Origin of the sequence: Micromonospora sp. NPDC049257 (genome assembly GCF_040678915.1) — a bacterium.
GTDB classification, from domain to species: domain Bacteria; phylum Actinomycetota; class Actinomycetes; order Mycobacteriales; family Micromonosporaceae; genus Micromonospora; species Micromonospora antibiotica.
Window position 1 is genome coordinate 319,179 of sequence record NZ_JBFAQU010000001.1, and the last position, 23,322, is coordinate 342,500.

The window sequence follows — 23,322 nt, forward strand, 5'->3', positions numbered from 1 at the left end:
ACCGAGCATGGGTGATCCACTGGTCTTCGCGCACCGTGGCGCGTCGGCCGACCTCCCCGAACACACCCTGGCGGCCTACCTACGGGCCCTCGACGAGGGTGCCGACGGGTTGGAGTGCGACGTCCGACTGACCCGCGACGGGCACCTGGTCTGCGTACACGACAGGCGGTTGAACCGGACCAGCAACGGTCACGGCCTGGTCAGCGCCCGCACCCTGGCCGAGTTGGAGACGTTGGACTTCGGCTCCTGGCATCCCGGGTGCACGCCGGCCGACGGCGACGAGGCGCTGGACGACGCGCACACCCGGCTGCTCACCCTGGACCGGCTGCTGACCGCCGTACGGGACGCGGGCCGCCCGGTCCGGCTGCTGGTGGAGACCAAACACCCGTCCCGCTACCGGGGGGACGTCGAGCGCCGGTTGGTGACCATGCTGCGGCGGCACGGGCTGGCCGAACCGGGCCCCGACGACCCGGTCCAGGTCACCGTGATGTCGTTCTCCCCCCTGGCCGTCCGCCGGGTCCGTGAGCTGGCCCCGGCGCTGCCGACGGTGCTGCTGCTGGAGGTGCTGCCCCGCTGGCTGCCGCTCGGCCGGCTACCGTTCGGGGCCCGGATCGCCGGGCCGGGCATCGGCCTGGTCCGGGCCCGCCCGACGCTGGTGCCCGCGCTGCGGGCCGCCGGCCACCCGGTGTACGTCTGGACGGTCAACGAACCGGCCGACCTGGACCTGGTCCTCGACGCGGGGGTGGACGGCGTGATCACCGACCGGCCCGCCCACACCCTGGCCCGGCTCGGCCGGTGAGGCCCGTCGCCGCCCGACCGGTGAGGCCCGTCGCCGCCCGACCGGCTCGGCCGGTGCGGCCCGTCGCCGCCTCACTGGCCCGGCCGGTGCGGCCCGTCGCCCGACCGGCCCGCTCGCGCCCGGGGCGTCCCAGCGGCGGGTCGGCCCCCGCCCGGGGATGTCCGACGGGCGGTGCACCGGGCACACTCGGGGCATGCCGGAGCGCACCGATCTCGCCGACCTCATCACCGACCACGGCGCGGTGATCGAGATGATCAACTCGGGAGAGGCCGGGTTGCCGGTGCTCACCGCGCTGCTGCGGGCAGCCCGACCCGCGCTCGGCGCGGCCTGCGTGGCCTTCGTCGAGTTCGCCCCGACCGGGGGACGGGTGATCGCCGCCAGCGGCTGCGCCGAGTGGACCATCGGCCGCCCGTTGCCCGCCTCCGACCCGGCCACCGTCTGTCTGCTCACCGGTCCCCGGGTCCGGCAGACCCGGCTGGACCACCTCGACGGTCCGCTCGCCGGAGAGCTGGCCGAGCGGGGCCTGCGCCGCATGATCGTCGCCCGCGCCGAACTCAACGGCCTGACCGTCGGCAGCCTGCACGCCCTCTACGCCGACGGCGAGGACTCCGAGGACCGGGTCCAGCACGCCACCCTCGGCTACCTCGCCTCCTGCATCGCCCACATGTACGGCGACCAGAGCGGCCTGCCGGTGCACGGCGACGGCCCGGTCGTGGCGGCGCTCGCCGACGGTCTGGCCGTGGTCGACCGGGACGGCCGGGTCCGGCTCTGGAACCCCGCCGCCGCCCAGGTCACCGGCCGCAGCGCCGGTGAGGCGCTGAACCGCCCACTGCCGTTCCCGCTCCCCCCGACCGGCCAGGTGCTCGACCACCAACTTCCCGACGGGCGGTGGCTGCGGATCACCTCCGGCGAGCTGGTCGACCCGGGCACGTTGCGGGTGGTCACCTTCCGCGACATCACCGACCAGCAGCGCCGGGACTCCGACCGGGACCTCTTCGTCGCGGTCACCAGCCACGAGCTGCGTACCCCGGTCACCGTCATCAAGGGGTACGCGGACACCCTCACCGACCACTGGGAGTCGCTGACCGACCACGACCGGCGGCAGGCGGCCCGGGTGATCGGTCAACGGGCCAACGAACTGGCCCGGCTGGTCGACCGGCTGCTCGCCTCAGCCACCGACGTACGCCCCGGCGACGAGCCGGCCGTGCCGTTCGACCTCGGCGGGGCGTTGCGCGCGGCGGTGCTGGACCTCCCCGGTGACCTGCGCCGCCGCCTGCTCCTGCACGTCCCCGTCGACCTGCCCAAGGCGCTCGGGGACCGGCACAGCCTCACCACCGTGCTGACCGAGCTGTGCACCAACGCGGGCAAGTGGTCACCTCCGGACGCCGTGATCGAGGTGTTCGCGGCCGCCGACGGGCAGACCGTGTCGTTCCGGGTGACCGACCGGGGGGTGGGCATCCGGCCGGAGCACGTGGAACGCGCCTTCGACCGGTTCTGGCAGGGCGAGTCCGGCGACCGGCGGGGTTATCCCGGGGCCGGGTTGGGTCTCTATCTCGTCCGCCGGATCGTTGAACAGCAGAATGGATGGGTATCCCTACGTCCACGAGATGGTGGCGGTACCGTCGCAGAGGTGCGGCTGCCGCGCGGGTGAGCCGTCGGTGGACCCGGGGTGGTCCACCCCGCCAGCAGGCACGGGTCGAGAAGGAGCCGGGGTGTCGACGGGACGGGTCGAGCGTTCGTGGTGTGTGGTGGTTCCCCACCACGCCACCGGCGCGCGGCTGGCCCGGCACCGGCTCGCCGACGAGTTGGCCGGCCTGGTGCCCCCGCCGCTCCTCGCCGACCTGGTGGCGGTCCTGGCCGAACTGGTCGGCAACGCGGTCCGGCACGCCGACCCGCTGCCCGGCGGGGTGGTCCGGGTCGCCTGGCGGCTGCGGCCCACGTCGACCGGTCCGGGTCTGTCCGTCCGGGTGACCGACGGCGGCGCCGGCGTGGGGCCCCGGATGCGGGCCGCCGGCACGGACGCGGTCGACGGCCGGGGCCTGCACATCGTCGCCGGCCTGGCCAGTCGGTGGGGGGTCGACCGGGACGGTCTGGGGCAGAGCGTCTGGGCCGAGTTCGACCCGGCCGACTGCCGCCCGGATCTGATCGCCGCCGGCTGACCCGTCACCGCCGTCGGCCGCCGGCCGAGCCGGTCCGCCTGTCCCTCCACCAGCCGGGTCGGGATCGGCGACGTCGGCGGCACCGGCGACCCGGCAGGCGCGGGGCGGGTCCTGCCCCCACCGCCGCCGATCGGGCTCTAGGCTGTCTCGCCGTGAGCAAGCGTCGAAAGAACCAGCGCGCCGAGGCCGCCCCCCGCCGGGAGAAGATCCGGGACGTGTTCGTCCCCCGTCCGTTCGAGGGGCTGGTGGACGAACCGGAGTGGATCGCCCTGCGCGAACTCGTACCGGCCGCCTCGGCACCGCTGCGACTCACCCCGGACCTCGTCGAGGAGCACGGCGACCGCCCGGTCACCCTGGCGACCGTGCTGCCGATGGCCGCCCCGGCGATGACCAAGCCGGACGGTCGGGTGTTCATCGGTCTCCAGCGCCACCAGCAGTCCGGTGACGTCTCCCGGGACCTGGCCGACGCGCTGCTCTGCGCGTTGCGTACCGAGCCGGGTGGGGCGGTGACGGTGCCGCCGTTGCCGGGCCCCGGCCCCCGGCTCCAGGACATCCTGGTCGACGGCACGCTGGACATCACGATGCACGAGGGTTTCGAGTTCTGGCTCGATCCCGGCGCCGCCGACGACCCGACCGTGCAGGCGTCCCTGGAGCGGGCGAACGCCGCGATCTATCCGACCGTGAAGCTGGCCGCCGCCCGGGCCGCCTACTGGTGTCAGGTGCCGGAGAAGGCCCACGTGCGCTGGGTGCTCGGCGACGACGAGGACGCCGCGTTGGACGCGCTCTCCCGGCTCTCCGCCGCCGGTGCCCTCCCCCTGGGCGAGGGCACGAAGTTCGCCGGCATGTTCCGGGCGCACGGCCGGCTCGCGCCGGTCTGGGACCTGCCGGAGGACGTTCCGGCCGCCGAGTGGGAGGAGCCGGTCGCCGCGTTCGCCAAGCGGTACGCCGACGCGCTGGCCGAGAAGGAGCCGTTGGACGCCGCCGGTCGCCGGGCCCGCCAGGGCCTGCTCGGCCGCCAGCTCACCCTCCGCTGAGCCACCCCCACCGGTCCGGGGCGACGACGCCGGGGGAGGCGGACAGCGGGTCAGCCGGCGGGCGGTCGCAGTGGCTCGCGGACCAGCGGACAGGACATGCAGCGCGGGCCGCCCCGGCCGGAGCCCAGCTCCGAACCGGCGATCGGGATGACCTCGATGCCGGCGCGCTCCAACTGGGCGTTGGTCTCCACGTTGCGTTCGTAGCCGACACAGAGCCGGGGGGCCAGCGCGAGGGTGTTGTTGCCGTCGTCCCACTGCTCGCGTTCGGCGGTCACCGGGTCCAGGCCGGTGTCGATCACCCGGAGCTGGTCGAGGTCCATCGCGTCGGCCGCCGCGCGTAGGAACGGCGCGGGGCCGTCGACCCGGGGCTCGCCGTCCGGGCCGGCGATCACCGTGTACGCCGACAGCGTGCTGGCCACGTTGGGGTACATCAGCACCGTGTCGACGTCGACCATGGTGCAGACGGTGTCGAGGTGCATGGTGGCCCGTTCCTGGGCGATCGGCACCACCAGCATGGTGTGCGCCAGGCCGGCGGCGAAGACCTGCCGGGCCAGCCGCTCGGCACCGGCGGGGGTGGTTCGCTCGCCCACCCCCACGGCGAGCACCCCGGGGGCGAGCAGCAGCACGTCGCCGCCTTCGAGGTGTTCCAGGCCCGGGTGGTAGACGGCCCGGGTGCCGACGAAGCGGGGGTGGTAACGGTAGATCGCGTCGGTCAGGGTGGTCTCCCGGCGGCGGGCCGGCATGGCGAGGCTGGTGACCCCGACCCGGTCGCCGATCCACAGTGACGAGTCGCGGGTGAAGAGCAGGTTGGGCAGCGGGTCGATGACGAACTCGTGCCGGTCCATCATCGTCCAGACCAGACCGCCGGGGCGCTCGGCGCTGATCCGTACCTCCTCGTGGGCGAGCCCGGCGGTGAGCACGTCGGCGAGCGCGGCGGGGTCGAGGTAGGCGAGGTGGTCGGCGACCCGGCGGCGCAGGGTGTCGCCCAGCCGGGGCGAACCGAGCACCTGCTCGGTCAGCTCGGCGCGGGCCTCGGGGACGGCGAGCGTCTCGGCGAGCAGGGTGGCGAGGTAGAGCACCTCCACACCGCGCCCGCGCAGCTCGGCGGCGAAGGCGTCGTGCTCCTCCTGGGCCCGGCCGACCCATGGGATAGCGTCGAAGAGCAACGAGTCGTTGTTGCGGGGGGTGAGGCGGGCAAGTTCCGGACCCGGCCGGTGCAACAGCACCGTGCCGAGTCGACCGACCTCGCTGTCCACGTAGTGGGTCACCTCCGCAGCGTAGGGCAGTGATGAACGATCTTCAGCGGAAGAACAGCGGATGAATATGGCATTCATCCGCACTCATTCCGGCGTTCCAACTTGCCGTACCCCCACAGTGGCGACGTAGGGTAGTGAGACCATAACTTTCGAGGGACCTTTTGCCGGAGGTCGCGATGACTGTCTTTCCCGCTCGTCGAGCCGTACCCACCCGGGCACTGCCGCCCGTGGCGGTGCCGCACCCCCGTCCCGACGGGTCCGCGGCACTCGATCCGGCCCGTCCCACCCCACTGGAGTGGGCGCGTCGACGCCGCGCCGAGCGTGGCGCCCGCCGGCTGGAGGCCGCCGGGGCGCGGGCGCTCGGTCAGCTCGACCACCTGGGCCCCGCCTGGCACGTCATCGAGTGGCCGCGCACCGACGTCTCCGACGTCCTGCGCGACCACGGCCAGGACGAACGCGCCGGGTTCCTCGCCATCGGCCCCAGCGGGCTGTTCGCGGTGAGCATCGCCGACCACGGCCGGGCCCGGGTGCTGGTCGCCGGGGACGTGGTGCAGATCAACGGCAAGCGCCCGCCGTACGTGGCCGAGGCCCGCAAGGACGCCAAGCGGGCGAGCAAGGCCCTCACCGCAGCGGTCGGCCTGCCGATCCCGGTGACGCCGGTGCTGACCTTCGTCGGCTCCGGCGTCATCAGCGTCTACGGCCTGCCCAAGGACTGCATGATGGCGACCCACCGGGAGCTCGACCGGCTCCTCGTCGCCGGAGGCAACCGGATCAGCCCGGCCACCGCCGAGAAGCTGTCCCGGGTCGCCCAGGCACCGCAGACCTGGCACAACGGCACCTACCGTCCCACCGGCGACTACCGGTGGTACGACGAGGGCCGAACGGCCGCTGACAAGCCGGCAGGTCGCCGGTAACGTCACCGGCGACGCCCCGCGGCACCGGTCCCCCCGACACCTCCGGTCCGCGCCGTCGCCGGCCGCCCACCAAGGCACCCGATCCACCCACCGGCGGCCGGTGGCTCCCGCGCGGTCGGCGACCGTCATCAAGACCGGCTAGCGTGGACAGTCCGTCGGTGTACCTAGGAGGCGCGGTGGCCCACGTCGAACTCTCGCTCTCGGACGTGTTCGTGCCGGCCGCACGGACGACGCCGACAGGGCCGGGAGGCGACAACGTCGGGCAGTGGTCAGCCACCGTCTCCCACGCCGAGGAGCCCTGCCTCCTGATCGCCGCCGACACCCGGGTGGTCGCCATCTCCGCCGCCGGCTGCGAGCTGCTCTGTCTCGGCGCTCCCGAGGAGGTGGTCGGCCTGCCGCTGCTCGAAGGGGGCCTGCGGCTGCTCGACTTCACCGCCGCCCGCCACGAGCTGCCCGAGCAGGAGACCGACAAGATCCCGCCGTTGCTGGCCCTGCACTCCGGTCGACTCGCCCGGGGGCTGCTGAGGGTGCAACCGGCCGGCGACGACACCACCTACGCCACCGTCGACGCGATCTCCACGCCGATGCTCACCGACGGGTCGGTCGCCGGCTCACTCACCTTCTTCTCCGCGATCTGACCGGCTCCCCCGTCCCGACGCCCCCGCGCGCGACTCCCCCGAGGATCGGCCCGTGCCGCCCTACCCCGCACACCGTCCCCCGTGCCACCGGCCGGTCACCGGTCGGATCGTCGTGGCCCTGCTCGCCGTGCTGCCGGCCACCGGCTGCGCCGCACCGCCGCCAGACCCGCCACCGGTCCCCCTCGCCCCACCGACACCCGCCGTCAGCGCGCCGCCGGCAACGTCGCCCGGCATGCCGCCGGTGACCCCCACGCTGCCGGTGATCCCGACACGGCCGTCGACCCCGCCGCAGCCGACCCCCACCGCCGCGACGGTCGCCACGGCCTGCGCCGGCCGGCCCTCCGCCAACTCGGTGATCGGGCTGCTGCGCAGCGACGTGCTGCCGGGCGACGTGTCGGTGCGGGCAGTCGAGGGGCCGCTCTGCGCCGACGGCTGGCACTACACCGTGCTGGCGGTCAGCGGGCACGAGGAGCTCCAGGCGGTCAGCCGGGGGGAGCCGGGGGCGCTGCGGCTGGTCACCGCCGGCACGGACGTCTGCTCGATCGAGGTCAAGGCCGTCGCACCGTCCGCCATCCGGACGTTGGCCTGCGACGCCGGGACCGGGCTGCCACCGGGTGCGTAGGCTGGGCGACATGCCCGGAACACCGCCGACCCGATACGTCTACCTGGGCCCGGAGGGCACCTTCGCCGAACAGGCGTTGCGTACCGTCCCGGCCGCCGAGCACGGCAGTCGTACGCCCGCCCGCAGTGTCGGCGAGGCACTGGAGAGCGTCCGGGCCGGCGAGGCGGACGCGGCGCTGGTGCCGATGGAGAACTCGATCGGCGGCGCGGTCGGGGTGACGCTGGACGAGCTGGCCGAGGGAGGCCCGCTGGTGATCACCCGGGAGGTGATCCTGTCGGTGGAGTTCGTGCTCGGCGCGCGCCCCGGCACCGAACTCGCCGGGGTGCGCAGCGTGGCCGCCCACCCGCAGGCGTCCACCCAGTGCCGCAACTGGCTACGCGCCCACCTACCCGACGCCACGGTGATCGACGTGCTCTCCAACGGCGCGGCGGCGGCCGGCGCGGCCAACGGCGAGTTCGACGCGGCGATCTGCGCCCCGATCGGGGCGGCCCGGCACCGCTTGACGCTGCTCGCCGACAAGATCGCCGACCACCCGGACGCGGTGACCCGCTTCGCCCTGCTGTCCCGCCCCGGCCCGCCCCCGCCGCCCACCGGCGACGACCTCACCTCGCTGGCCGTCTACATCGCCCACGACCGGGTGGGCGCCCTGCTGTCGGTGCTGATGGAGCTGGCCGTCCGGGGGGTCAACCTGACCCGGATCGAGTCCCGCCCCACCGGTGAGGCGCTCGGTCGGTACGTCTTCTTCCTCGACTGCACCGGTCACGTGGCGGACGCCCGGCTCGGTGAGGCGTTGCAGGGGCTGCGTCGGGTCTGCGCCGAGGTGCGCTTCCTCGGGTCGTACCCCCGGCACCGGTGGACCGACGCGGTGGGTGACCGGCCGGTCCCGGCACCGGCCGGCCTGTCGGACGCCGACTACACCGACGCGGCGGCCTGGCTGGCGCGGCTGCGCTCCGGCGAACTGAGCTGACCCCGCCTGCCGCAGCGCCCGACGGCACGCAGACGGATGGGGGCGGTCCCGGCCGGGACCGCCCCCATCTCGGCGAAGGTCAGCTGAGCAGGCCGCCGAGCAGGCCCTGTTGCTGCTGCTGGCCGCCGCTGCCCTGGACCGGCGGCTCCTCCGACGGCTGGACCACGACGAAGCCCTGGCCGGCGAAGCTCATGGTGAACGCCTCACCGGTGCTGCGGCCGAGCAGGGTGCCCAGGCCGAGCTGCTCGGCGCGGTGGTAGCCGGTCTGGAGGTTGGCCGACCAGCAGACGGCGGCCTGCGGGTCGACGTAGGTGGGGGCGTCGACGTTGAGCACGACCGGGGTGCCCTTGGTGGTGATGGCGATCCGGCCGTGGCCGCTGAACACGCAGTTGAACAGGCCCGACGAGGCCATCCCCGCGCCGCCGACCATCTTGATGTCGTACGACAGGCTGGAGTCGAAGGCCAGCACGCTGGACCCGTTGATCGACAGGGCGTCGCCCGGCTCCAGGTCGATGATGTGCACGTCCTTGGCCAGCTCGGCGAGGAAGACGTCGCCGTGGCCGCTGAGCTTCATCAGCGGCACTCCCTCGCCGGTGAGCCGCTGCTTGATGAACTTGCCGATGCCGCCCGAGCCGAGCGCCTGGAACTGCACCTGCCCCTGGTAGGCGACCATGGACCCGACCCGGGCCATCGCCTCACCGTTGAGTTCGATCTTGAGCATCTTGGAGTTCTGCAGCCGCATGCCGGGCTGGGCGGACTCCTTCTCCAGGTTCTCCGCGGAGAACAGCGCGCTGCGCATTGGGTTTTCCTCCTGATTGGGGGTGTGCTCGCCCCACGGTAGGCAGCCCCCGCAACAGCCGCATCGGCCGGGTGGAGCACAAGCCCGGCTCCACGCACCGAACCGGTCACCTGTGCGGAGGTGACCGGCCGGAGCAGCGGGTGGCGGGCTCAGCCCCAACCCAACGCGTGCAACCGCTCGTCGTCGATGCCGAAGTGGTGGGCGATCTCGTGCACCACCGTCACCGCCACCTCGTCGACCACGTCGTCCTCGGTGGCGCAGATGTGCAGGATCGGCCGACGGTAGATGAAGATCCGGTCGGGCAGCACACCCGAGTAGCTCCAGCCGCGCTCGGTCAGCGCGTGCCCCTCGTAGAGGCCGAGCAGGTTCTCACCGGCGGGCGGGTCGTCCTCGACCAGGATGACCACGTTGCTCATCAACCGGAGCAGCTCCTCGGGCACCTCGTCGAGGGCCTCGCCGACCAGCTCCTCGAAGCGTTCACGGCTCATCTCCACGGGCACCTCACCCATTGTGCCCGACCCGCCGCCCACCCACCGGCCCGATCACCCACGCTCGGACCGCCCACCGGGAGCGCCTCGAACCACCGCACCGTGATCTCGCTCGATCCTGGTCACCGGGCAACGAATCGCCCGGATACCACGACGACCGGGATCGAGGGTGAGCCCCGACCCCACCCCAGGGCGGGGTGGGGCCGGGGCTCGGGGTCAGGAGGCGAGGCGGGCGGTGAGGCTGATCTGCGCGCCGGGGGAGAGCAGCCGGGAGATCGGGCAGCCCTCCTTGGCGGCCTGGGCCAGCTTGGTGAACTGGGCCTCGTCCAGGCCCGGGGCCTGACCGACGGTCTCCAGGTCGATCCGGGTGACGGTCATCCCCGCGTCGGTCTTGTCGAAGTGCACCTTGGCGGTGGTCTCCACCGAGGTGTCGGACAGGCCGGCGTCGGCGAGCTGCTTGGAGAGCGCCATCGAGAAGCAGCCCGCGTGGGCGGCCCCGATCAGCTCCTCGGGATTGGTCCCCTCGCCCTCCTCGAAGCGCGACTTGAAGGAGTAGTTCCCCTCCAGGCCACCCTTGCCGGTGCGGACGGTCCCGGCGCCCTCGGTGAGGTTGCCCTGCCAACGTGCGGATGCGGTACGGATAGGCATACCCGAACGCTAGTCGAACCCGCACCGCACTGCCGACCTTCCGGGGGCGGGCGCTCCCGGCCGGTGGCCCTCCGACGTGGGATGATGCGGGTCAGGCCCGCGACGCGGAAGGTAGCCGATGTCCCAGGATCTCCCCATCCCGAGACAGGACGACCGCTCGGACGACAGCCCCGTGCCGCAGTGGGACGCCCCCGAAGGACCCACCGGCCGGCGATTCGGGCCCTGGCCCACCGCGCTGCGCCGCGACCACCGGCTGCCCCCGGTGCTGACCCTGCTCGGCGCGGTCGCCGCCACGGCGTCGGCGGCCGGGGAATGGCTGGTGATGACCCTCCCGAACGGTGGTCCGGAGGGCAGCGGCACCATCCGGGTGCCCGGTGGGGTCGCCGAGGTGGGCGGCTTCGGCATCGCGTACCTGGTGGGACTGCTACTACTCAGCGCGGCGGTGGCGCTGACCCTGCGGGGGAGCGCGGCGGTCCGGCACGACGCCCGGGTGGCCGGACTGGCCGTGGCGGGTGCCCTGCTGGTCCTGCTCACCGTCACCGCCTTCTCGTTGGACGACTCCGGGCAGCGGGCGGTGTTCTACTCCGCCGAGGACGGGTTCCGGGTGGACTACGGCCGGGGCCTGGTGATGGCCTTCGTGGCCGTCACGCTCGTCGGGGCGGCACTGCTCACGGTCGTCCCGCAGCAGCCGGCCGAACGGCCGGACGGCGACGGCGACGTGGCGGAGCGGACGGGCTTCGGCCCCGGCGGGGACGACCGGCCGGCCGTACCCGCCGACCTGACCGTCACCCCGACGGTCCCGTTCGCCCGTCGCGAACCCGACGCCTGAGCGCCCCACCCACCGCGGCCCACCCCGCCGGTCGCCGGGAGCGGAGGTCGACCAGGTCCCCCGTCGGCCCTGCCACCGGCCACGACCCGCTCCCGCCCGGCGCCGGAACCGGCACGCCGGGTGGCGGTCCGGCGGCCATCGGACGTTGCCGCCCGGTTCGCCGGGAAGCCGTGGTGACGACCTTTCCGGCGAGGTACGGTTGCTGCCCGCCGTCACACCGGGTCGGACGACCGGTACGGACGGCGGCGGGCAAGGAGGAACGATGACCCGCCCGGGACTACCGAAACTCATCGCCACCGACCTCGACGGCACGCTGGTGCGCAGCGACGACACCGTCTCGGCGTACACCCACGGGGTGCTCGACCGGGTGCGGGCCGCCGGCATCCCGGTGGTCGGCGCCACCGGCCGGGGCCCCCGGTTGAAGGAACTCACCCATAACGACATCCGGGCCGCCGACTACCTGGTGATGGCCGGCGGCGGCTGCGTGGTCGACCAGAGCGACCCGGCCGGCCCGGTGGTGCTGCGCGACGAACGGCTCTCTGCCGAGGTGCTGGCCGGTTTGCTGACCGACCTGGAGGCCGCCGTCGGCCCGCTGACCGTCATGGTCGAGGGCTCCGACGAGCACGACGCGCCGCTCTGGGGCGACTACCACCCGGCCTGGCCCTACCCCGAGCGGTTCGAGGCGCGCACCCGGGCGGAATGTCTCGCCCTCGACGTGATCAAGGCGTTCGTCCGGACCGCCGACCACGACGTGGACGAGCTGCTGGCCACCGCCCGCCGGATCGTCCCGCCGCAGGTCGCCACCCTCACCCAGGCCGGTCTCGGCTTCGTCGAGATCACCCCGGCCGGGGTGGACAAGGCCAGCGGGCTGACCGTGGTCGCCGAACGGCTCGGCGTCGACCCGGCCGACGTGCTGGTCTTCGGGGACATGCCCAACGACCTGCCGATGTTCGCCTGGGCCGGCTGGTCCCGGGTGGCCGTGTCGAACGCCCACCCGCTGGTGCGGGCCGCCGCCGACGAGGTGACCCTGCGCAACGACGACGACGGGGTGGCGGTCTACCTGGACCGACTACTCTCCCGGTGATGGGAGAGACACCACGGCTGGTCGCCAGCGACATCGACGGCACCCTGCTCGGCGACGACCGCCGGCTCAGCGCCCGCACCACGGCGGTGCTGGAGCGGATCGCCGCGGTGGGCACGCCGGTCGTGCTGGTCACCGGCCGCCCGATCCGCTGGCTCCAGACGGTGTACGACCAGCTCTCCGCCCCACTGCCGGCGATCTGCGCCAACGGCGCGGTGGTCTACGACCCGGACACCGACCAGGTGCTGCGGGCCGACCCGCTGGCCCCGGAACTGCTCGCCGAGGTGGCCCGGCGGTTGCGGGCGGCGGTGCCGGAGGTCAGCTTCGCGGTGGAGATCGTCGACAGCCGGGAGATGCGGCACGAGGCGCACTACCCCCTGCGCTGGGACGCCGACCACGATGCCATCCGGGCCGTCGAGTCGCCCGAGGAGCTGGCCTCGGTGCCGGCGGTGAAGCTGCTGGCCCGCGCCGGCACCCAGGACCCGGACGCCTTCGTGCAGGTGGTGGCGGGGGCGCTGGAGGGGCTGGCCGAGGCGACCCACTCGTCGTACAGCGGGCTGGTGGAGATCTCCGCCGCCGGGGTGACCAAGGCCGCCGGGCTGGCCTGGTACGCGGCCCGGCTCGGGGTGGCGCAGGCCGACGTGCTCGCCTTCGGTGACATGCCCAACGACGTGCCGATGCTGACCTGGGCGGGGCGGGCGGTGGCGGTGGCCAACGCGCACCCCGCCGTGCTGGAGATCGCCGACGAGGTGACCGGGGCGAACACCGCCGACGGCGTGGCGGCGTACCTGGAGAAGGTCTTCGGGGTGGGCTGAGCGGACCGGGGCGTCACCGCGCGGCGACGCCCCGACGCCCGCCCCCGACCCGGGGGCGGGCCACCGACCCGGAGGCAGGGCCGAGGGTCAGAGGCCGGCCGGGGGTCAGAGGTACTGGCCGGTGTTGTGGCCCTCGCCACCGGGCTGCTGCCCCATGCCGGGCATGCCGGGGATCATCGCGCCGGGGCCGCTGGGCAGGGCGGGACGGCCACCGGAACGCATCTGCTCCAACTGCACCCGGGCGGCCATCTGCTGGGCCACCAGGGCGGCCTGGATGCCGTGGAAGAGCCCCTCCAGCCAGCCGACCAGCTGGGCGTGGGCGATCCGCAGCTCACCCTCGCTGGGGGCCTGGTCCTCGGCGAACGGCAGCGAGAGCCGTTCCAGCTCCTCACGCAGCTCGGGGGCGAGGCCGTCCTTCAGCTCGACGATCGACCGAGCGTGGATCTCCCGCATCCGGTGCCGGCTGGCGTCGTCGAGCGGGGCGGCCTTGACCTCCTCCAGCAGCTGTTTGATCATGCTGCCGATCCGCATCACCTTGGCCGGCTGCTCCACCAGGCGGGTCGGGTCCTCGCCGGTCTCGTCGGTCTGCACGGTGCCGACCGGGCGGCCGTCCGGGCCGACCACCACCACGGTGCCCGACTGCCCGTCCGCGCGGCCCGGCTCGTCATCTTGTCCAGTGGAATGCGCTTCGGTCATGGCACCCATCTTTACCCACCCGGTCCCGCCGCACGCGCCCGGACCGCCACCGGCCCCGACATCGCCCATGGGCAGCGGGAACACCCTCGGTGAGGTCGCTCACGGGGCGCGGCCGGCGGGGACGCCGTCGCGGCGGTGGCCGCGCTACCGTCGCCGGCATGCCCACCGACCCGCGTGCCGTGCTCACCCGGCCCGCCCCACCGCCGGACCTGACCGTCCGCTACGGCGACCGGCCGGAGCAGCTCGTCGACCTGCGCCGGCCGGCCGGGGGTGGTCCGGTCCGCCCGCTGGTGGCGGTGCTGCACGGCGGTTTCTGGCGGGCCGGGTACGACCGCACCCACACCGGCCCGCTCGCCGCCGCGCTGGCCGACCTGGGGTGGCCGGTGGCCCAGCTGGAGTACCGGCGCACCGGTCAGCCCGACGGGGGGTGGCCGAACACCCTCGCCGACGTGCGGGCGGGGGTGGCGGCGCTGCCCGGGTTGGCGGCGCGCGCCCTGCCGGGACAGGTCGCCGAGGGGCCGCCGCTGCTGCTGGGGCACTCGGCGGGCGGGCAGCTCGCGCTGCACGTGGCGGCACACGTCCCGCAGGCCGTGGGCGGGGTGCTGGCGCTGGCACCGGTCGCCGACCTCGTCGAGGCGTACCGGCTGGATCTGGATTCGGGGGCGGTGGCCGCGCTGCTCGGCGGCGGCCCGGCCGAACACCCGCAGCGGTACGCGGTGGCCGACCCCCGCAGCTCGGTGCCGGCACGGACGCGGACGGTGATCGTGCACGGGATGCGGGACCGGCAGGTGCCGATCGCTCTGAGCAGGTCATATGCTGCCACCGCACAAGCTGCCGGAGCCCCGGTCACCCTCGTTGAGCTGCCGGAATGCGAGCACTTCGGGTTGATCGACCCGCTCTCGGCGGCCTGGCCCGAGGTAAGGGCTGCGTTGCAGTCGCTGCTTGAAGATCAAGATCCATTGACGCAAGGCCGCTCACCAGGTAGAACGCCGGAGGGGCGGTGACGCCCGGCAATGCTCCCGGAAGGATTTCGGTGTCGCAGATGAACCGCAGGCGGGCCCTCCAACTGTTGGCCGCGCTCGGTACGACCGGACTGGCCGCCGCCTGCGGCACGGACGACACCGAGACGCCGGTCGTGGGCAAACCGATCAAGATCGGGCTGATCCGGCCGGAGAGCGGCGTCGGCAAAGCCATCGGCGAGGACATCGAGAACGGCTTCCAGCTCTTCCTGGCCATGAACGGGCAGCAGCTCGGCGGGCACCCGGTGACCGTGGTGACCGTCGACGAGGGGGACAACGCCAAGAGCGGCCAGGCCGCCGTCGACTCCCTGCTCGCCCAGAACGTGCTCGCCATGAGCGGCGTGGTCAACTCCACCGTGATGTCCGGCATCCGCGACGCGGTGGAGAAGGCCCGGGTGCCGCTGATCGGGTCCAACGCCTCCCCGCCCAGCCTCCAGAGCGTCGTCTACATCTGGCGGACGTCGTACGTGCTCGACGAGCCGGGCCGCGCGCTCGGGTCGTACCTGCGGCGAACACTTCCCGCCGGCAGCCGGCTCGCCATCGTCACCCCGGAGGGCACCGCCAGCCAGGACGTGATCAACGGGTTCCGGGACGGCTTCGGCACCGACGACCCCCGGATCATCGGCGACCCCATCCTCACCACCGCCAACCCCACCCCGGGCGAGAACGAATTCAGCGCGCAGATCAACGAGGCGCTCAGCCGCCAGCCCGACGGGATCTTCTGCTTCTATTCCGGCACCGCGGGTGAGCAGTTCATCAGGCAACTGCGCCGCAGCCGCTGGTTCGGCGACATCTACGCGCCCGGCTTCCTGACCGAGGGCAACATCCTCACCGACCTGCGCTCGACCCTGGTCAACGCGGACGACAGCCTCAAGGCCGGCACCATCCAGACCTCGCTGAACTACTCGGCCGACCTCAACAACAACGCCAACCGGATCTTCGCCTCGGCATACCGCAAGACCTACAACGTCTCGCCCACCACCTACGCGATGGCCTCGTACGACGCCGCGCAGGTGCTCGACAAGGCGATCCGGCTGGCCGGCGCGGAACCCACCGCGCAGCAGGTCAACCTGGCGCTGGGCAAGATCGGCCAGATCGACAGCCCGCGCGGGCCGTGGCAGTTCAACCAGCCGCGTACCCCGCAGCAGAAGTGGTACCTGCGCAAGGTGCAGTTCGACGGCCGGCTGCTCTCCAACGTCCTGATCAACGAGATCGCCACCCTCGGCTGAGCCGCCCCACAGCCGGCCGCGGCATGGCAGGCGGTGGCGGGCAGGCCAGGCCGTGGCGGGGCAGGCCGTGGCGGGGTCGGCCGTGGCGGGGTCGGCCGTGGCGGGGTCGGCCGTGGCGGGGTCGGCCCTTCGCGGCATGGCACCGGTCAGGGCAGGCCGTGGCGTGGTGGTGGGCGCGGCGGTCAGGGGCGCAGCTCGGCGATGCAGCACTTGACGCTGCCGCCGCCCTTCTTCAGCTCGGCCAACTCCACCGGCACCGGGGTGTACCCGGCCGCCTTGAGCTTCCCGGCCAGCCGGGTCGCCTCGCTGTTGAGCACCACGTTCGCCCCGTCGCTGACCAGGTTCAGGCCGAAGGCCAACGCGTCCTCGTCGTCGGCGAGCACCGCGTCCGGGAAGAGCTGGGTGAGCACCCGCTGGCTGGCCGCCGAGAAGGCCCCCGGGAAGTACGCGACGTTGCCGTCGTCGATCGAGGCGAGCGCCACGTCCAGGTGGTAGAAACGCGGGTCGACCAGGCGCAGCGACACCACCGGCCGGCCCAGCGCCTCCTGCGCCTCGGCGTGCGCCGGCAACTCGGTGCGGAACCCGTGCCCGGCGAGGATCAGCCCGCCGTGCGCCTCCGGCAGATAGGCGAAGTCGCCCTCCCCCTCGTTGGTCTCGCTCGGCGCGATGAAGTGCCAGCCGTGCTCCTGGTAGAACGCCCGGTGCGCGGCGGCCTCGGCGGCCCGCTGCTCGTGCTTGAACTGCGCGCCGTAGACCGTCCCGTCCACCACGAAGGCACCGTTGGCCGCGAAGACCATGTCCGGCAGCCCCGCCTGCGGGGTCAGCACGTGCACCTCGTGCCCGAGCCCGACCAGCGTGTCCCGCAGCCGGTCCCACTGTTTGACCGCCAGTGCCACGTCGACGCCGACGGTGACGTCCATCCACGGGTTGATGGCGTACTCGACCGCGAAGTGCTCCGGGGCACACATCAGATATGTCCGCTTTCGCGGGGCGCGCTGCTGGTTCACGGTCACCAAGGGTAGGTAGCGTAGAACGTTGGTAACAGCCACAACCATTGCTTCCACGAGGCGGAACGTTGCAGATAGACGCGGTCGACCAGCGAATCATTGCGTTGCTCGTGGCGGACGCCCGAACCTCGTACGCGGACATCGGCAACCGGGTGTCACTCTCCGCTCCTGCGGTCAAGCGACGGGTGGACCGGCTGCGGGCCACCGGGGTGATCCGGGGCTTCACCGCCGTGGTGGACCCGGCCGCCGTCGGCTGGACCACGGAGGCGTTCGTCGAGTTGTTCTGCGCCGGCCGGACCACACCCACCCAGCTGGGGGTGGCCGCCCGCCGGCACCCCGAGGTGGTCGGCGCCTACACCGTCTCCGGTGAGGCCGACGCGCTCGTGCACCTGCGGGCCGCCGACATCTCCCACCTGGAGGAGGCACTGGAACGGCTCCGGGCGGAGCCGTTCGTCACCTCCACCCGGAGCACCATCGTGCTGTCCCGACTGGTCGAGTCGCCCGGCGTCGGCCCGTCCACCCCCTGACCGCCCGCGCCGCCCATGCCGGTCGGGCCGGTCGGGCCGGTCGGGCCGGTCGGGCCGTACCCGGCGGCGTAGCCAGCAGCCGGGCAGCAGCGCGGCGGCAGGCCGCCGGCGGCGGCGGCGCGGTTGTCTGGTGGGCGGAGGATCAGAGGTACATGCCGGTGCGGTGTTCGCTGTCGCCCCGGCCCGGCTTGTCACCCTCGCCGAAGAACCGCTTCCCGCCGAACTCACCGTGCAGCCGGTCGTCCAACTCGTCGGCGAGCCCCGTCATCACCTGCACCGCCAGCATCAGGTGGGTAGCCTGGAAGTTGCGCCCGAAGACCGGGATGGACGCCCACACCGTGTCGTCGGCGCAGTACAACCGGCCGATCGGCATCCGGTTGGTCAGCTCGGAGAGTTTCACGTACAGCCGCTCGGTCGGCTCGACCTCGGTCAGCACCGGCGAGAAGACGTCGACCAGCGGCGGGTTGTCCCGCACCCGGACGAAGACCATCGCCGACCCGGCCCGGATGTTGATGTCGCCGTCGGAGTCGATCTGAAGGTGGTCGGAGGTCGACTTCAGCATGGTCGACACCACCGTGCGGACCCGTTCGGGCAGGTCCAGGACCTCCTGCTCACCGTTCTGCGCGCTCGCCGCAGCGGCCAGTGCCTCGTCGAGGTCGGCCTCGACGTCCTGGTCGGGGCCGAACTCGCTGCGTGCGGTGCCGAGCGCCTCGATCGGCAACGACTCACCCTCGGCGTCCTGGCTGAGATAGACCAGGAAGGCCGGGTGCGGTGCGCCGTACACGTCCCGCAGGGTGCGGGAGAGCAGCCCGGCCAGCTTGCTGGCGTCGTCGGCCACCCCGTCCAGGCCGAAGTGTTCGCCGGAGCCCGCCACCACGCCGGGCGGCGACCAGCCGAGCGCGATCATGTCGGCCACCGCCGCACGGTCCAGCCGGAAGCCCTGCGGCAGGGTGGCGTTGCCCACCGCCCGGGCGGAGATCCGGCCCCCCTCGTCGATGCTCACGCTGATCGAATAGACCGCGTCACCCGTGCCGGAGGCGGTCGGGTCCAGGGTGAGTTCGAGCTGCGCCCCGGCGGGCAGCTCACGCAGCCGCGCGGCCAGCGCCCGGGCGAACTCCCGCCACGCCTCGGTGACCTTGGCCCGCAGATCGGCCGTGCTCGGCTCGTCCAGCAGGACCGACTCGTGGTGGTCGTGGTGCGCCGGCGAGGTGCCGGGCTGATCACCGGTCGGCTTCGAGGGGTGGTCCGCCGTCATGATCGCCTCCGTCCGTCAAGGTCACCCTACCCAGGCGGGCCGGAGAACGAATCCACCGCGACCGGCATCGGACACCGTCGCCGACGATCGTGGCGGCGAGAGATCACGACGTGACGGGATCACCGGTGGGGCGGCCGGTCAGCCGGCCGCGACGGTCATTGCCGGGCCGCTCAGGGTGCCGGCGGTGCCTGCCGGCCGACCTCGGACGCCAGCCGGTCGGGGCGCTCGCCGCCCAGCTCCACCGGCCACTGGGCGGCCAGTCCGCTGAGCCGGGCCGCCGCCGCTGCCGGGTCCGCACCGCGCCCGACCGCCACCCCCAGCAGGTACGCGGTGACCGGCGCACCCGGCCGCAGCACCTGGTGGGCGACGTCCCGGGCCAGGTCCAGCACGGTCGGCACCGACACCTCGGCCGGGTCGAGACCCAGCTCGGCGCAGGCCGCCGTCACCCAGTCGTCCAGCACCGTCATCGCGTCCACTCCTCCGCCCGGCGAATGTCGGAGTCAGTGTCGCAGTCGAACCACGGTGGGGGGCCGGCAGCGGACCAGACCAACTCGCGTACGGTCAGCTCACCCAGGAGTTCCCGCATCGACGCCCCGGCGAGGGCTTCGGCTCCCCCGCCGCCGCCGGCCCGCCCGACACCCCGGACGCCCCCGGTCCCGCCGGCCCTTCCGGGCAGCTCGGCGTTCCCGGGCAGCTCGGCGTTCCCGGGCAGCTCGGCGTTCCCGGGCAGCTCCGCGACCCCGGCAGCCCCGACACTCCCGGCGGCCTCGGATCGGCGGGCGGCCACGCGGGCCAGCGCGGCACGTAGCGACGGCACCCGCCACACCCCGCACAACGGTTGCCGCCGGCCCCGGTCGTCGAGGAGACAGACGCCGTCCGGTGCCTGCGGGCCGGACTCGGCGGCGAGCGCGTCGAGTAGCACGCCGACGGCCGGGCGGGTGAGCAGCGGCAGGTCGGCGGCGAACAGGGCGACCACCGTCGTACCCGGGTGGAGCAGGGCCAGTCCGGCCGCCGTCGCGGCCACCGGGCCACCGCCCGCCGGCTCCTCCCGGGTCACCAGCACGTCGACCGGCAGCGACCCGCCCGGCCCGACCAGCACCCGGGGCGTGGCGTCAGCAACGGCGGCGAGCACCCGGTCGCGCATCGACAGCCCGTGCACCGGCACCGCCGGCTTGTCCCGCCCACCCATCCGGCGGGCCGCACCACCGGCCAGCACCACCGCCGCGTACGCCGTCATCCGGTCACGGTAGCGGTCCGGCTCCCACCCGGCCCGGCATCATGATCCGGTCACTGCCCTCATCGGTCGATCCTGTCGCGTTCCACGGTCGCCGGCGCCGGCACCGGGTGCCCCGCCGGACGGGCACCCGGCAGGCCGACGGGGTCACCGGCCGAGCATGCGACCGCGCAGCCAGGGTGGTCACCGTGCGGGAGGCCGGGTGGGCGGGGCAGGATGGCGGGATGGGACGGGCCACTGACCGGCGGAGCGTGCTCCGGATCGACCTCGACGCGGCGGACGACGCCCGGGTGGCGCTGCGCCGGCCCGACACGCTCGCCGTGGAGGAACCGCTGGAGATCCGGGTCGGTCCGGGTGGCCCGGGTCGACGCCGCCCGCTGGCGGTGACCATGCGTACCCCCGGTGACGACCTCGACCTGGCCATCGGTTTCCTGCTGACCGAGGGGCTGATCCGCAGCGACGCCGACGTGCACACCGCCCAGCTCTGCTCCGGGGCGGAGACACCGAACACGTACAACGTGGTCGACGTGGTGCTCTCCCCCGGTGTGCCGGCACCGGAGACGGACCCGACACGCAACTTCTACACCACCAGTTCCTGCGGGGTGTGCGGCAAGGCCAGCATCGACGCGGTGCGTACCCGGTCCCGTTTTCCCGTCGCGGACGACCCGCTCACCGTTCCGGCGAAGCTGCTGGCGGAGCTGCCGGACCGACTGCGCGCCGCGCAGCGTGCCTTCGACCGCACCGGCGGCCTGCACGCGGCGGGCCTGTTCACCCCCGACGGTGAGCTGGTGGTGCTGCGCGAGGACGTCGGCCGGCACAACGCCGTGGACAAGGTGATCGGCTGGGCGGTGCGGCAACGGCGGCTGCCGCTCGCCGGGCACCTGCTGATGGTGTCCGGCCGGGCGAGTTTCGAGCTGACCCAGAAGGCGTGGATGGCCGGGGTACCGCTGCTGGCGGCGGTCTCCGCCCCGAGCACCCTGGCCGCCGACCTGGCCGACGAGGCGGGCCTGACCCTGGTGGGCTTCCTGCGCGGCCGGACGATGAACGTCTACACCGGCGCGCACCGCGTCACATCCTGATCTCTCATGGGGATCCGATCGCTGCCCGTGTCGCGACCGGCGGCCCCACCGGGGTCGGCGTTGCGGTCGGCCCGGCACGGCGTCGGCGGTGCGGCGTCGGCGGTGCGGTCGGCCCGGCACGGGGTTGGTGGGAGTGGGGCGAGGATTGTGGAGATTTCTTGTCGCCAGGGCAGCAACAACTCTCCACAATCGATGGACAGCCGAGCCCCGCTACCGCGATCGAGGCGGCGAGGAACCCGCGCAGCGCCGGCCTGCTGCGCCGACCCGGACCGGCGGGGAGAATCAACGACCCGGCGGGCGGGCCCAGCTCAGGAAGCGGTCGGTCACGTCGATCTGGCGACCGTTGTCGAGCTGCGTCAGATGATCGGTCGCCTCCGTCGACAACCGGGCCAGCAGGGCGAGCAGGCCCGGCCGGTCGCCGTCGTACCTGGCGAGGAGGGCGATTTTCGCCGCCCCGCACGGCCACGGGTTCGCATCGACCCGGCACAACCAGATCGGCCGCAGCGGCGTGTGCCGGCCGGGCAGCGGCCCGGTCACGGTGTCCCCGCCGACCGGGACGCCCGCCCCCGGCCGGGCCGCGCGTCCCGGGGGACCGCCATCCCCCGCCGCGAGACCGTCGCCCCACCTCGCCGGGCCGGGGGAGCCGGGACGGTCCGGGTGGGGGCGCGGTCCGACTGCGGGGCGGGCCGGCGCGCACCCGCCGGCATCAGGAACAGGGTCCGCCGCCGCACCGCGTCGCCGACAGCATTCAGCTGGTACGCATCGATCCACACCCACCCGTCGTACGTGTGCCAGTCGGTCAGCACCCGGATGACGCGGACCGTGATCGGCCGGATGAACTGCACGCTGGCGGTACGCGACAGGTGCAGCACGTCTCCCGACCTGATCTCCGGCGGAGTCACCGTGGCCCTGGGTTCCGGCTGACCGCCCAGCGGTGCGTCGGCACGACGCCGGTCATCCGCCCCGGCCCCCGGTACGGCGGAACGAACGGCCCGATCGGTCCGGGCACGATCGGGCCGTCCCGCCCTCCCACGGGACGGCCCCTCCGGCAGACGCCGTCGCCAGCTCTCGACCACTACCGACAGCGCCGCCCCGAATAGACCTTGCCCAGGGTTGCGGATCGATGACACCGCGTAGCAGTCTGTACCGCAGACATTCGGGACGTTCACTCGGAGGAGCGTGGATGAATCGGGCAGTTCAGAGAGCGATGGCTGCGGTTGGCGAGACCGCCGAAAGCCTCGCCTCTCAGATCGGAGTTGATCCGAAGACGGCAGCCCGGTGGGTGAACCAGGGACGGATTCCCCAAACGCGCCACCGCGCCAAGGTTGCCGAGATCCTGCGTAAGGACATTGAGGAACTTTGGCCGGACATTCTGAAGAAGCTCGAGCCGGCATGGTTCAGACCGTGGGCCGAGATCGAGCGGGAGGCGTCCGGCCTGCGGTGGTTCGAGAATGCCGTCCTGCCAGGCGTACTCCAGACCCCTGATTACGCCCGCGCCATCATCGCCAGCGGCCCGCTCGCCGCCGATGCCGAAGATCACGTGGAATCTCGCCTACAACGGCAGGCGGCCGTGCTCAACCGAGCACGGCCGCCCTTGCTCGTGTTCGTGATCGACGAGGCGGCTCTACGCCGGGGAACCCCAGACGTCATGAATGCCCAGTTGGACCACCTGGTAGAGCTTGCCCAGCGACCGAATCTGATGGTCCACGTCCTGCCGCTACGCGCCGGACTTCATCCAGGTCAGGCAGGACCGTTCATCATCGCGAACACACCGGAGGGTGAAGAGGTCGGCTATCTGGACGACCAGGCCGCAGGACGCATCACCAAGGACGTTGCTTCCCTTTGGGAGGTCTGGGATACAGTCAGGTCGGTAGCGTTGCCGCGCGACCAGACCATCGAATTTCTGAGGGCACGATCATGGATGAGCTGACCGGCGCGCGCTGGCGTAAGAGCAGCCGCAGCAGCTCCAATGGTGGAGCTTGTGTCGAGGTCGCCGACGATCTTCCCGGCGCGGTCGCCGTGCGGGACTCCAAGGACCCGGACGGGCCGGCCCTGACGTTCGCCCCGACCTCGTGGCGCACGTTCGTCGCCGGGTTGGCCGATCGCGCCTGACCGACATACCCGGTGAGGTGCCTGCTCCGAGTTGCGGGGCAGGCACCTCACGCCCACTGCCAGGAACTATGCGCATCGCCGGGTACCGACGTCTGTAGTAGGATCGGCGTTGAAC

The 23,322-nt window shown here is 73.3% G+C and carries 27 protein-coding genes and 1 pseudogene; 17 read left to right on the plus strand and 11 right to left on the minus strand.

The window, feature by feature from the left end; genetic code table 11:
• Window positions 1-7: 7 nt before the first annotated feature.
• The 4 genes from AB0K25_RS01325 (at window position 8) to AB0K25_RS01340 (ending at window position 3,992) form a co-directional block, all read left to right on the plus strand.
• Complete coding sequence (locus AB0K25_RS01325; protein ID WP_357538155.1) at window positions 8-799, plus strand: glycerophosphodiester phosphodiesterase family protein; 792 nt, start codon at window positions 8-10, stop codon at window positions 797-799.
• Between the two features lie 193 nt (window positions 800-992).
• Complete coding sequence (locus tag AB0K25_RS01330; RefSeq protein WP_208565098.1) at window positions 993-2,450, plus strand: ATP-binding protein; 1,458 nt, start codon at window positions 993-995, stop codon at window positions 2,448-2,450.
• Window positions 2,451-2,544: 94 nt separating this feature from the next.
• Window positions 2,545-2,958, plus strand: coding sequence for an ATP-binding protein (locus tag AB0K25_RS01335; RefSeq protein ID WP_307799007.1), 414 nt, complete (start codon window positions 2,545-2,547; stop codon window positions 2,956-2,958).
• 152 nt (window positions 2,959-3,110) lie between these two features.
• Window positions 3,111-3,992, plus strand: a complete 882-nt coding sequence (locus tag AB0K25_RS01340; protein WP_219465315.1) for a DUF5926 family protein — start codon at window positions 3,111-3,113, stop codon at window positions 3,990-3,992.
• Window positions 3,993-4,042: 50 nt separating this feature from the next.
• Here AB0K25_RS01340 and AB0K25_RS01345 read toward each other — a convergent pair whose 3' ends face one another.
• Complete coding sequence (locus AB0K25_RS01345; RefSeq protein ID WP_208565101.1) at window positions 4,043-5,260, minus strand: arginine deiminase; 1,218 nt, start codon at window positions 5,258-5,260, stop codon at window positions 4,043-4,045.
• Window positions 5,261-5,424: 164 nt separating this feature from the next.
• On the opposite strand from AB0K25_RS01345, the gene AB0K25_RS01350 reads away from it, so the two are divergent.
• The 4 genes from AB0K25_RS01350 to pheA all read left to right on the plus strand — a co-directional run bounded on the left by AB0K25_RS01350 (window position 5,425) and on the right by pheA (window position 8,389).
• Complete coding sequence (locus AB0K25_RS01350) at window positions 5,425-6,162, plus strand: hypothetical protein (protein WP_219465316.1); 738 nt, start codon at window positions 5,425-5,427, stop codon at window positions 6,160-6,162.
• Between the two features lie 176 nt (window positions 6,163-6,338).
• Complete coding sequence (locus AB0K25_RS01355; protein ID WP_208565103.1) at window positions 6,339-6,800, plus strand: hypothetical protein; 462 nt, start codon at window positions 6,339-6,341, stop codon at window positions 6,798-6,800.
• Between the two features lie 52 nt (window positions 6,801-6,852).
• On the plus strand, window positions 6,853-7,422 hold the full coding sequence (locus AB0K25_RS01360; RefSeq protein WP_363817726.1) for a hypothetical protein: 570 nt from the start codon (window positions 6,853-6,855) through the stop codon (window positions 7,420-7,422).
• 10 nt (window positions 7,423-7,432) lie between these two features.
• Complete coding sequence (pheA, locus tag AB0K25_RS01365) at window positions 7,433-8,389, plus strand: prephenate dehydratase (RefSeq protein ID WP_357538151.1); 957 nt, start codon at window positions 7,433-7,435, stop codon at window positions 8,387-8,389.
• Window positions 8,390-8,468: 79 nt separating this feature from the next.
• Here the strand turns inward: pheA and AB0K25_RS01370 are convergent, their stop codons facing one another.
• The 3 genes from AB0K25_RS01370 to AB0K25_RS01380 all read right to left on the minus strand — a co-directional run bounded on the left by AB0K25_RS01370 (window position 8,469) and on the right by AB0K25_RS01380 (window position 10,324).
• The gene (locus AB0K25_RS01370) at window positions 8,469-9,188 is read right to left on the minus strand and encodes an AIM24 family protein (RefSeq protein ID WP_208565106.1); all 720 of its coding nucleotides are present in this window, start codon (window positions 9,186-9,188) and stop codon (window positions 8,469-8,471) included.
• 149 nt (window positions 9,189-9,337) lie between these two features.
• The gene (locus AB0K25_RS01375; protein ID WP_208565790.1) at window positions 9,338-9,682 is read right to left on the minus strand and encodes a metallopeptidase family protein; all 345 of its coding nucleotides are present in this window, start codon (window positions 9,680-9,682) and stop codon (window positions 9,338-9,340) included.
• Between the two features lie 210 nt (window positions 9,683-9,892).
• Window positions 9,893-10,324, minus strand: a complete 432-nt coding sequence (locus AB0K25_RS01380; protein WP_208565107.1) for an OsmC family protein — start codon at window positions 10,322-10,324, stop codon at window positions 9,893-9,895.
• A gap of 118 nt (window positions 10,325-10,442) precedes the next feature.
• Between AB0K25_RS01380 and AB0K25_RS01385 the strand changes: the two genes are divergently transcribed.
• The 3 genes from AB0K25_RS01385 to AB0K25_RS01395 all read left to right on the plus strand — a co-directional run bounded on the left by AB0K25_RS01385 (window position 10,443) and on the right by AB0K25_RS01395 (window position 13,049).
• Window positions 10,443-11,153 carry a hypothetical protein gene (locus tag AB0K25_RS01385; protein WP_219465318.1) on the plus strand — a complete coding sequence of 237 codons (711 nt, stop codon included), beginning with the start codon at window positions 10,443-10,445 and terminating at the stop codon, window positions 11,151-11,153.
• A 262-nt stretch (window positions 11,154-11,415) separates the two neighbouring features.
• Window positions 11,416-12,237, plus strand: a complete 822-nt coding sequence (locus AB0K25_RS01390) for a Cof-type HAD-IIB family hydrolase (RefSeq protein ID WP_363817730.1) — start codon at window positions 11,416-11,418, stop codon at window positions 12,235-12,237.
• Window positions 12,237-13,049, plus strand: coding sequence for an HAD family hydrolase (locus AB0K25_RS01395; protein ID WP_363817732.1), 813 nt, complete (start codon window positions 12,237-12,239; stop codon window positions 13,047-13,049). The genes AB0K25_RS01390 and AB0K25_RS01395 overlap by 1 nt, the downstream gene beginning before the upstream one ends.
• Before the next feature lie 105 nt (window positions 13,050-13,154).
• Here AB0K25_RS01395 and AB0K25_RS01400 read toward each other — a convergent pair whose 3' ends face one another.
• Window positions 13,155-13,754, minus strand: coding sequence for a bacterial proteasome activator family protein (locus AB0K25_RS01400; protein WP_208565111.1), 600 nt, complete (start codon window positions 13,752-13,754; stop codon window positions 13,155-13,157).
• A gap of 149 nt (window positions 13,755-13,903) precedes the next feature.
• Here AB0K25_RS01400 and AB0K25_RS01405 point away from each other — a divergent pair, with 149 nt between their 5' ends.
• On the plus strand, window positions 13,904-14,749 hold the full coding sequence (locus AB0K25_RS01405; protein WP_208565112.1) for an alpha/beta hydrolase: 846 nt from the start codon (window positions 13,904-13,906) through the stop codon (window positions 14,747-14,749).
• A 29-nt stretch (window positions 14,750-14,778) separates the two neighbouring features.
• Window positions 14,779-15,993, plus strand: coding sequence for an ABC transporter substrate-binding protein (locus AB0K25_RS01410; RefSeq protein ID WP_219465321.1), 1,215 nt, complete (start codon window positions 14,779-14,781; stop codon window positions 15,991-15,993).
• 182 nt (window positions 15,994-16,175) lie between these two features.
• On the opposite strand, the gene ddaH is transcribed toward AB0K25_RS01410, so the two are convergent.
• Window positions 16,176-17,009, minus strand: coding sequence for a dimethylargininase (gene ddaH / locus AB0K25_RS01415; protein ID WP_357538147.1), 834 nt, complete (start codon window positions 17,007-17,009; stop codon window positions 16,176-16,178).
• Window positions 17,010-17,068: 59 nt separating this feature from the next.
• On the opposite strand from ddaH, the gene AB0K25_RS01420 reads away from it, so the two are divergent.
• Window positions 17,069-17,527: an Lrp/AsnC family transcriptional regulator gene (locus AB0K25_RS01420; RefSeq protein ID WP_208565114.1), complete on the plus strand. Its 459-nt coding sequence runs from the start codon at window positions 17,069-17,071 to the stop codon at window positions 17,525-17,527.
• Window positions 17,528-17,669: 142 nt separating this feature from the next.
• Here AB0K25_RS01420 and AB0K25_RS01425 read toward each other — a convergent pair whose 3' ends face one another.
• The 3 genes from AB0K25_RS01425 to AB0K25_RS01435 form a co-directional block, all read right to left on the minus strand.
• The gene (locus tag AB0K25_RS01425; RefSeq protein ID WP_219465322.1) at window positions 17,670-18,782 is read right to left on the minus strand and encodes a YbjN domain-containing protein; all 1,113 of its coding nucleotides are present in this window, start codon (window positions 18,780-18,782) and stop codon (window positions 17,670-17,672) included.
• A 170-nt stretch (window positions 18,783-18,952) separates the two neighbouring features.
• Complete coding sequence (locus tag AB0K25_RS01430; protein WP_219465323.1) at window positions 18,953-19,249, minus strand: DUF6457 domain-containing protein; 297 nt, start codon at window positions 19,247-19,249, stop codon at window positions 18,953-18,955.
• A complete protein-coding gene (locus AB0K25_RS01435) occupies window positions 19,246-20,019 on the minus strand; it encodes an NTP transferase domain-containing protein (protein ID WP_363817739.1) in 774 nt (257 codons plus the stop codon). Before AB0K25_RS01435 ends, AB0K25_RS01430 begins: the two co-directional genes overlap by 4 nt.
• 221 nt (window positions 20,020-20,240) lie before the next feature.
• On the opposite strand from AB0K25_RS01435, the gene fdhD reads away from it, so the two are divergent.
• Window positions 20,241-21,095: a formate dehydrogenase accessory sulfurtransferase FdhD gene (fdhD, locus tag AB0K25_RS01440; RefSeq protein ID WP_219465327.1), complete on the plus strand. Its 855-nt coding sequence runs from the start codon at window positions 20,241-20,243 to the stop codon at window positions 21,093-21,095.
• A 282-nt stretch (window positions 21,096-21,377) separates the two neighbouring features.
• Here the strand turns inward: fdhD and AB0K25_RS01445 are convergent, their stop codons facing one another.
• Together AB0K25_RS01445 and AB0K25_RS01450 are read right to left on the minus strand one after the other, a co-directional pair.
• Window positions 21,378-21,632: a flavin reductase gene (locus AB0K25_RS01445; RefSeq protein WP_219465329.1), complete on the minus strand. Its 255-nt coding sequence runs from the start codon at window positions 21,630-21,632 to the stop codon at window positions 21,378-21,380.
• 170 nt (window positions 21,633-21,802) lie between these two features.
• Window positions 21,803-21,982: pseudogene (locus AB0K25_RS01450) on the minus strand (hypothetical protein); the annotation flags it as partial.
• A 296-nt stretch (window positions 21,983-22,278) separates the two neighbouring features.
• Here AB0K25_RS01450 and AB0K25_RS01455 point away from each other — a divergent pair.
• Both AB0K25_RS01455 and AB0K25_RS01460 read left to right on the plus strand, forming a co-directional pair.
• The gene (locus tag AB0K25_RS01455; protein ID WP_363817742.1) at window positions 22,279-23,025 is read left to right on the plus strand and encodes a helix-turn-helix transcriptional regulator; all 747 of its coding nucleotides are present in this window, start codon (window positions 22,279-22,281) and stop codon (window positions 23,023-23,025) included.
• Window positions 23,013-23,207: a DUF397 domain-containing protein gene (locus tag AB0K25_RS01460; protein ID WP_363817745.1), complete on the plus strand. Its 195-nt coding sequence runs from the start codon at window positions 23,013-23,015 to the stop codon at window positions 23,205-23,207. The genes AB0K25_RS01455 and AB0K25_RS01460 overlap by 13 nt, the downstream gene beginning before the upstream one ends.
• Window positions 23,208-23,322: the final 115 nt, after the last annotated feature.

Bases quoted from the DNA above. Each gene is read 5' to 3' on its own strand.
- AB0K25_RS01325 (WP_357538155.1), top strand. From the start codon at position 8: ATGGGTGATCCACTGGTCTTCGCGCACCGTGGCGCGTCGGCCGACCTC.
- AB0K25_RS01330 (WP_208565098.1), top strand. From the start codon at position 993: ATGCCGGAGCGCACCGATCTCGCCGACCTCATCACCGACCACGGCGCG.
- AB0K25_RS01350 (WP_219465316.1), top strand. From the start codon at position 5,425: ATGACTGTCTTTCCCGCTCGTCGAGCCGTACCCACCCGGGCACTGCCG.
- pheA (WP_357538151.1), top strand. From the start codon at position 7,433: ATGCCCGGAACACCGCCGACCCGATACGTCTACCTGGGCCCGGAGGGC.
- AB0K25_RS01370 (WP_208565106.1), bottom strand. From the start codon at position 9,188: ATGCGCAGCGCGCTGTTCTCCGCGGAGAACCTGGAGAAGGAGTCCGCC.
- AB0K25_RS01380 (WP_208565107.1), bottom strand. From the start codon at position 10,324: ATGCCTATCCGTACCGCATCCGCACGTTGGCAGGGCAACCTCACCGAG.
- AB0K25_RS01385 (WP_219465318.1), top strand. From the start codon at position 10,443: ATGTCCCAGGATCTCCCCATCCCGAGACAGGACGACCGCTCGGACGAC.
- AB0K25_RS01390 (WP_363817730.1), top strand. From the start codon at position 11,416: ATGACCCGCCCGGGACTACCGAAACTCATCGCCACCGACCTCGACGGC.
- AB0K25_RS01395 (WP_363817732.1), top strand. From the start codon at position 12,237: ATGGGAGAGACACCACGGCTGGTCGCCAGCGACATCGACGGCACCCTG.
- AB0K25_RS01400 (WP_208565111.1), bottom strand. From the start codon at position 13,754: ATGGGTGCCATGACCGAAGCGCATTCCACTGGACAAGATGACGAGCCG.
- AB0K25_RS01405 (WP_208565112.1), top strand. From the start codon at position 13,904: ATGCCCACCGACCCGCGTGCCGTGCTCACCCGGCCCGCCCCACCGCCG.
- AB0K25_RS01425 (WP_219465322.1), bottom strand. From the start codon at position 18,782: ATGACGGCGGACCACCCCTCGAAGCCGACCGGTGATCAGCCCGGCACC.
- AB0K25_RS01430 (WP_219465323.1), bottom strand. From the start codon at position 19,249: ATGACGGTGCTGGACGACTGGGTGACGGCGGCCTGCGCCGAGCTGGGT.
- AB0K25_RS01435 (WP_363817739.1), bottom strand. From the start codon at position 20,019: ATGACGGCGTACGCGGCGGTGGTGCTGGCCGGTGGTGCGGCCCGCCGG.
- fdhD (WP_219465327.1), top strand. From the start codon at position 20,241: ATGGGACGGGCCACTGACCGGCGGAGCGTGCTCCGGATCGACCTCGAC.
- AB0K25_RS01455 (WP_363817742.1), top strand. From the start codon at position 22,279: ATGAATCGGGCAGTTCAGAGAGCGATGGCTGCGGTTGGCGAGACCGCC.
- AB0K25_RS01460 (WP_363817745.1), top strand. From the start codon at position 23,013: ATGGATGAGCTGACCGGCGCGCGCTGGCGTAAGAGCAGCCGCAGCAGC.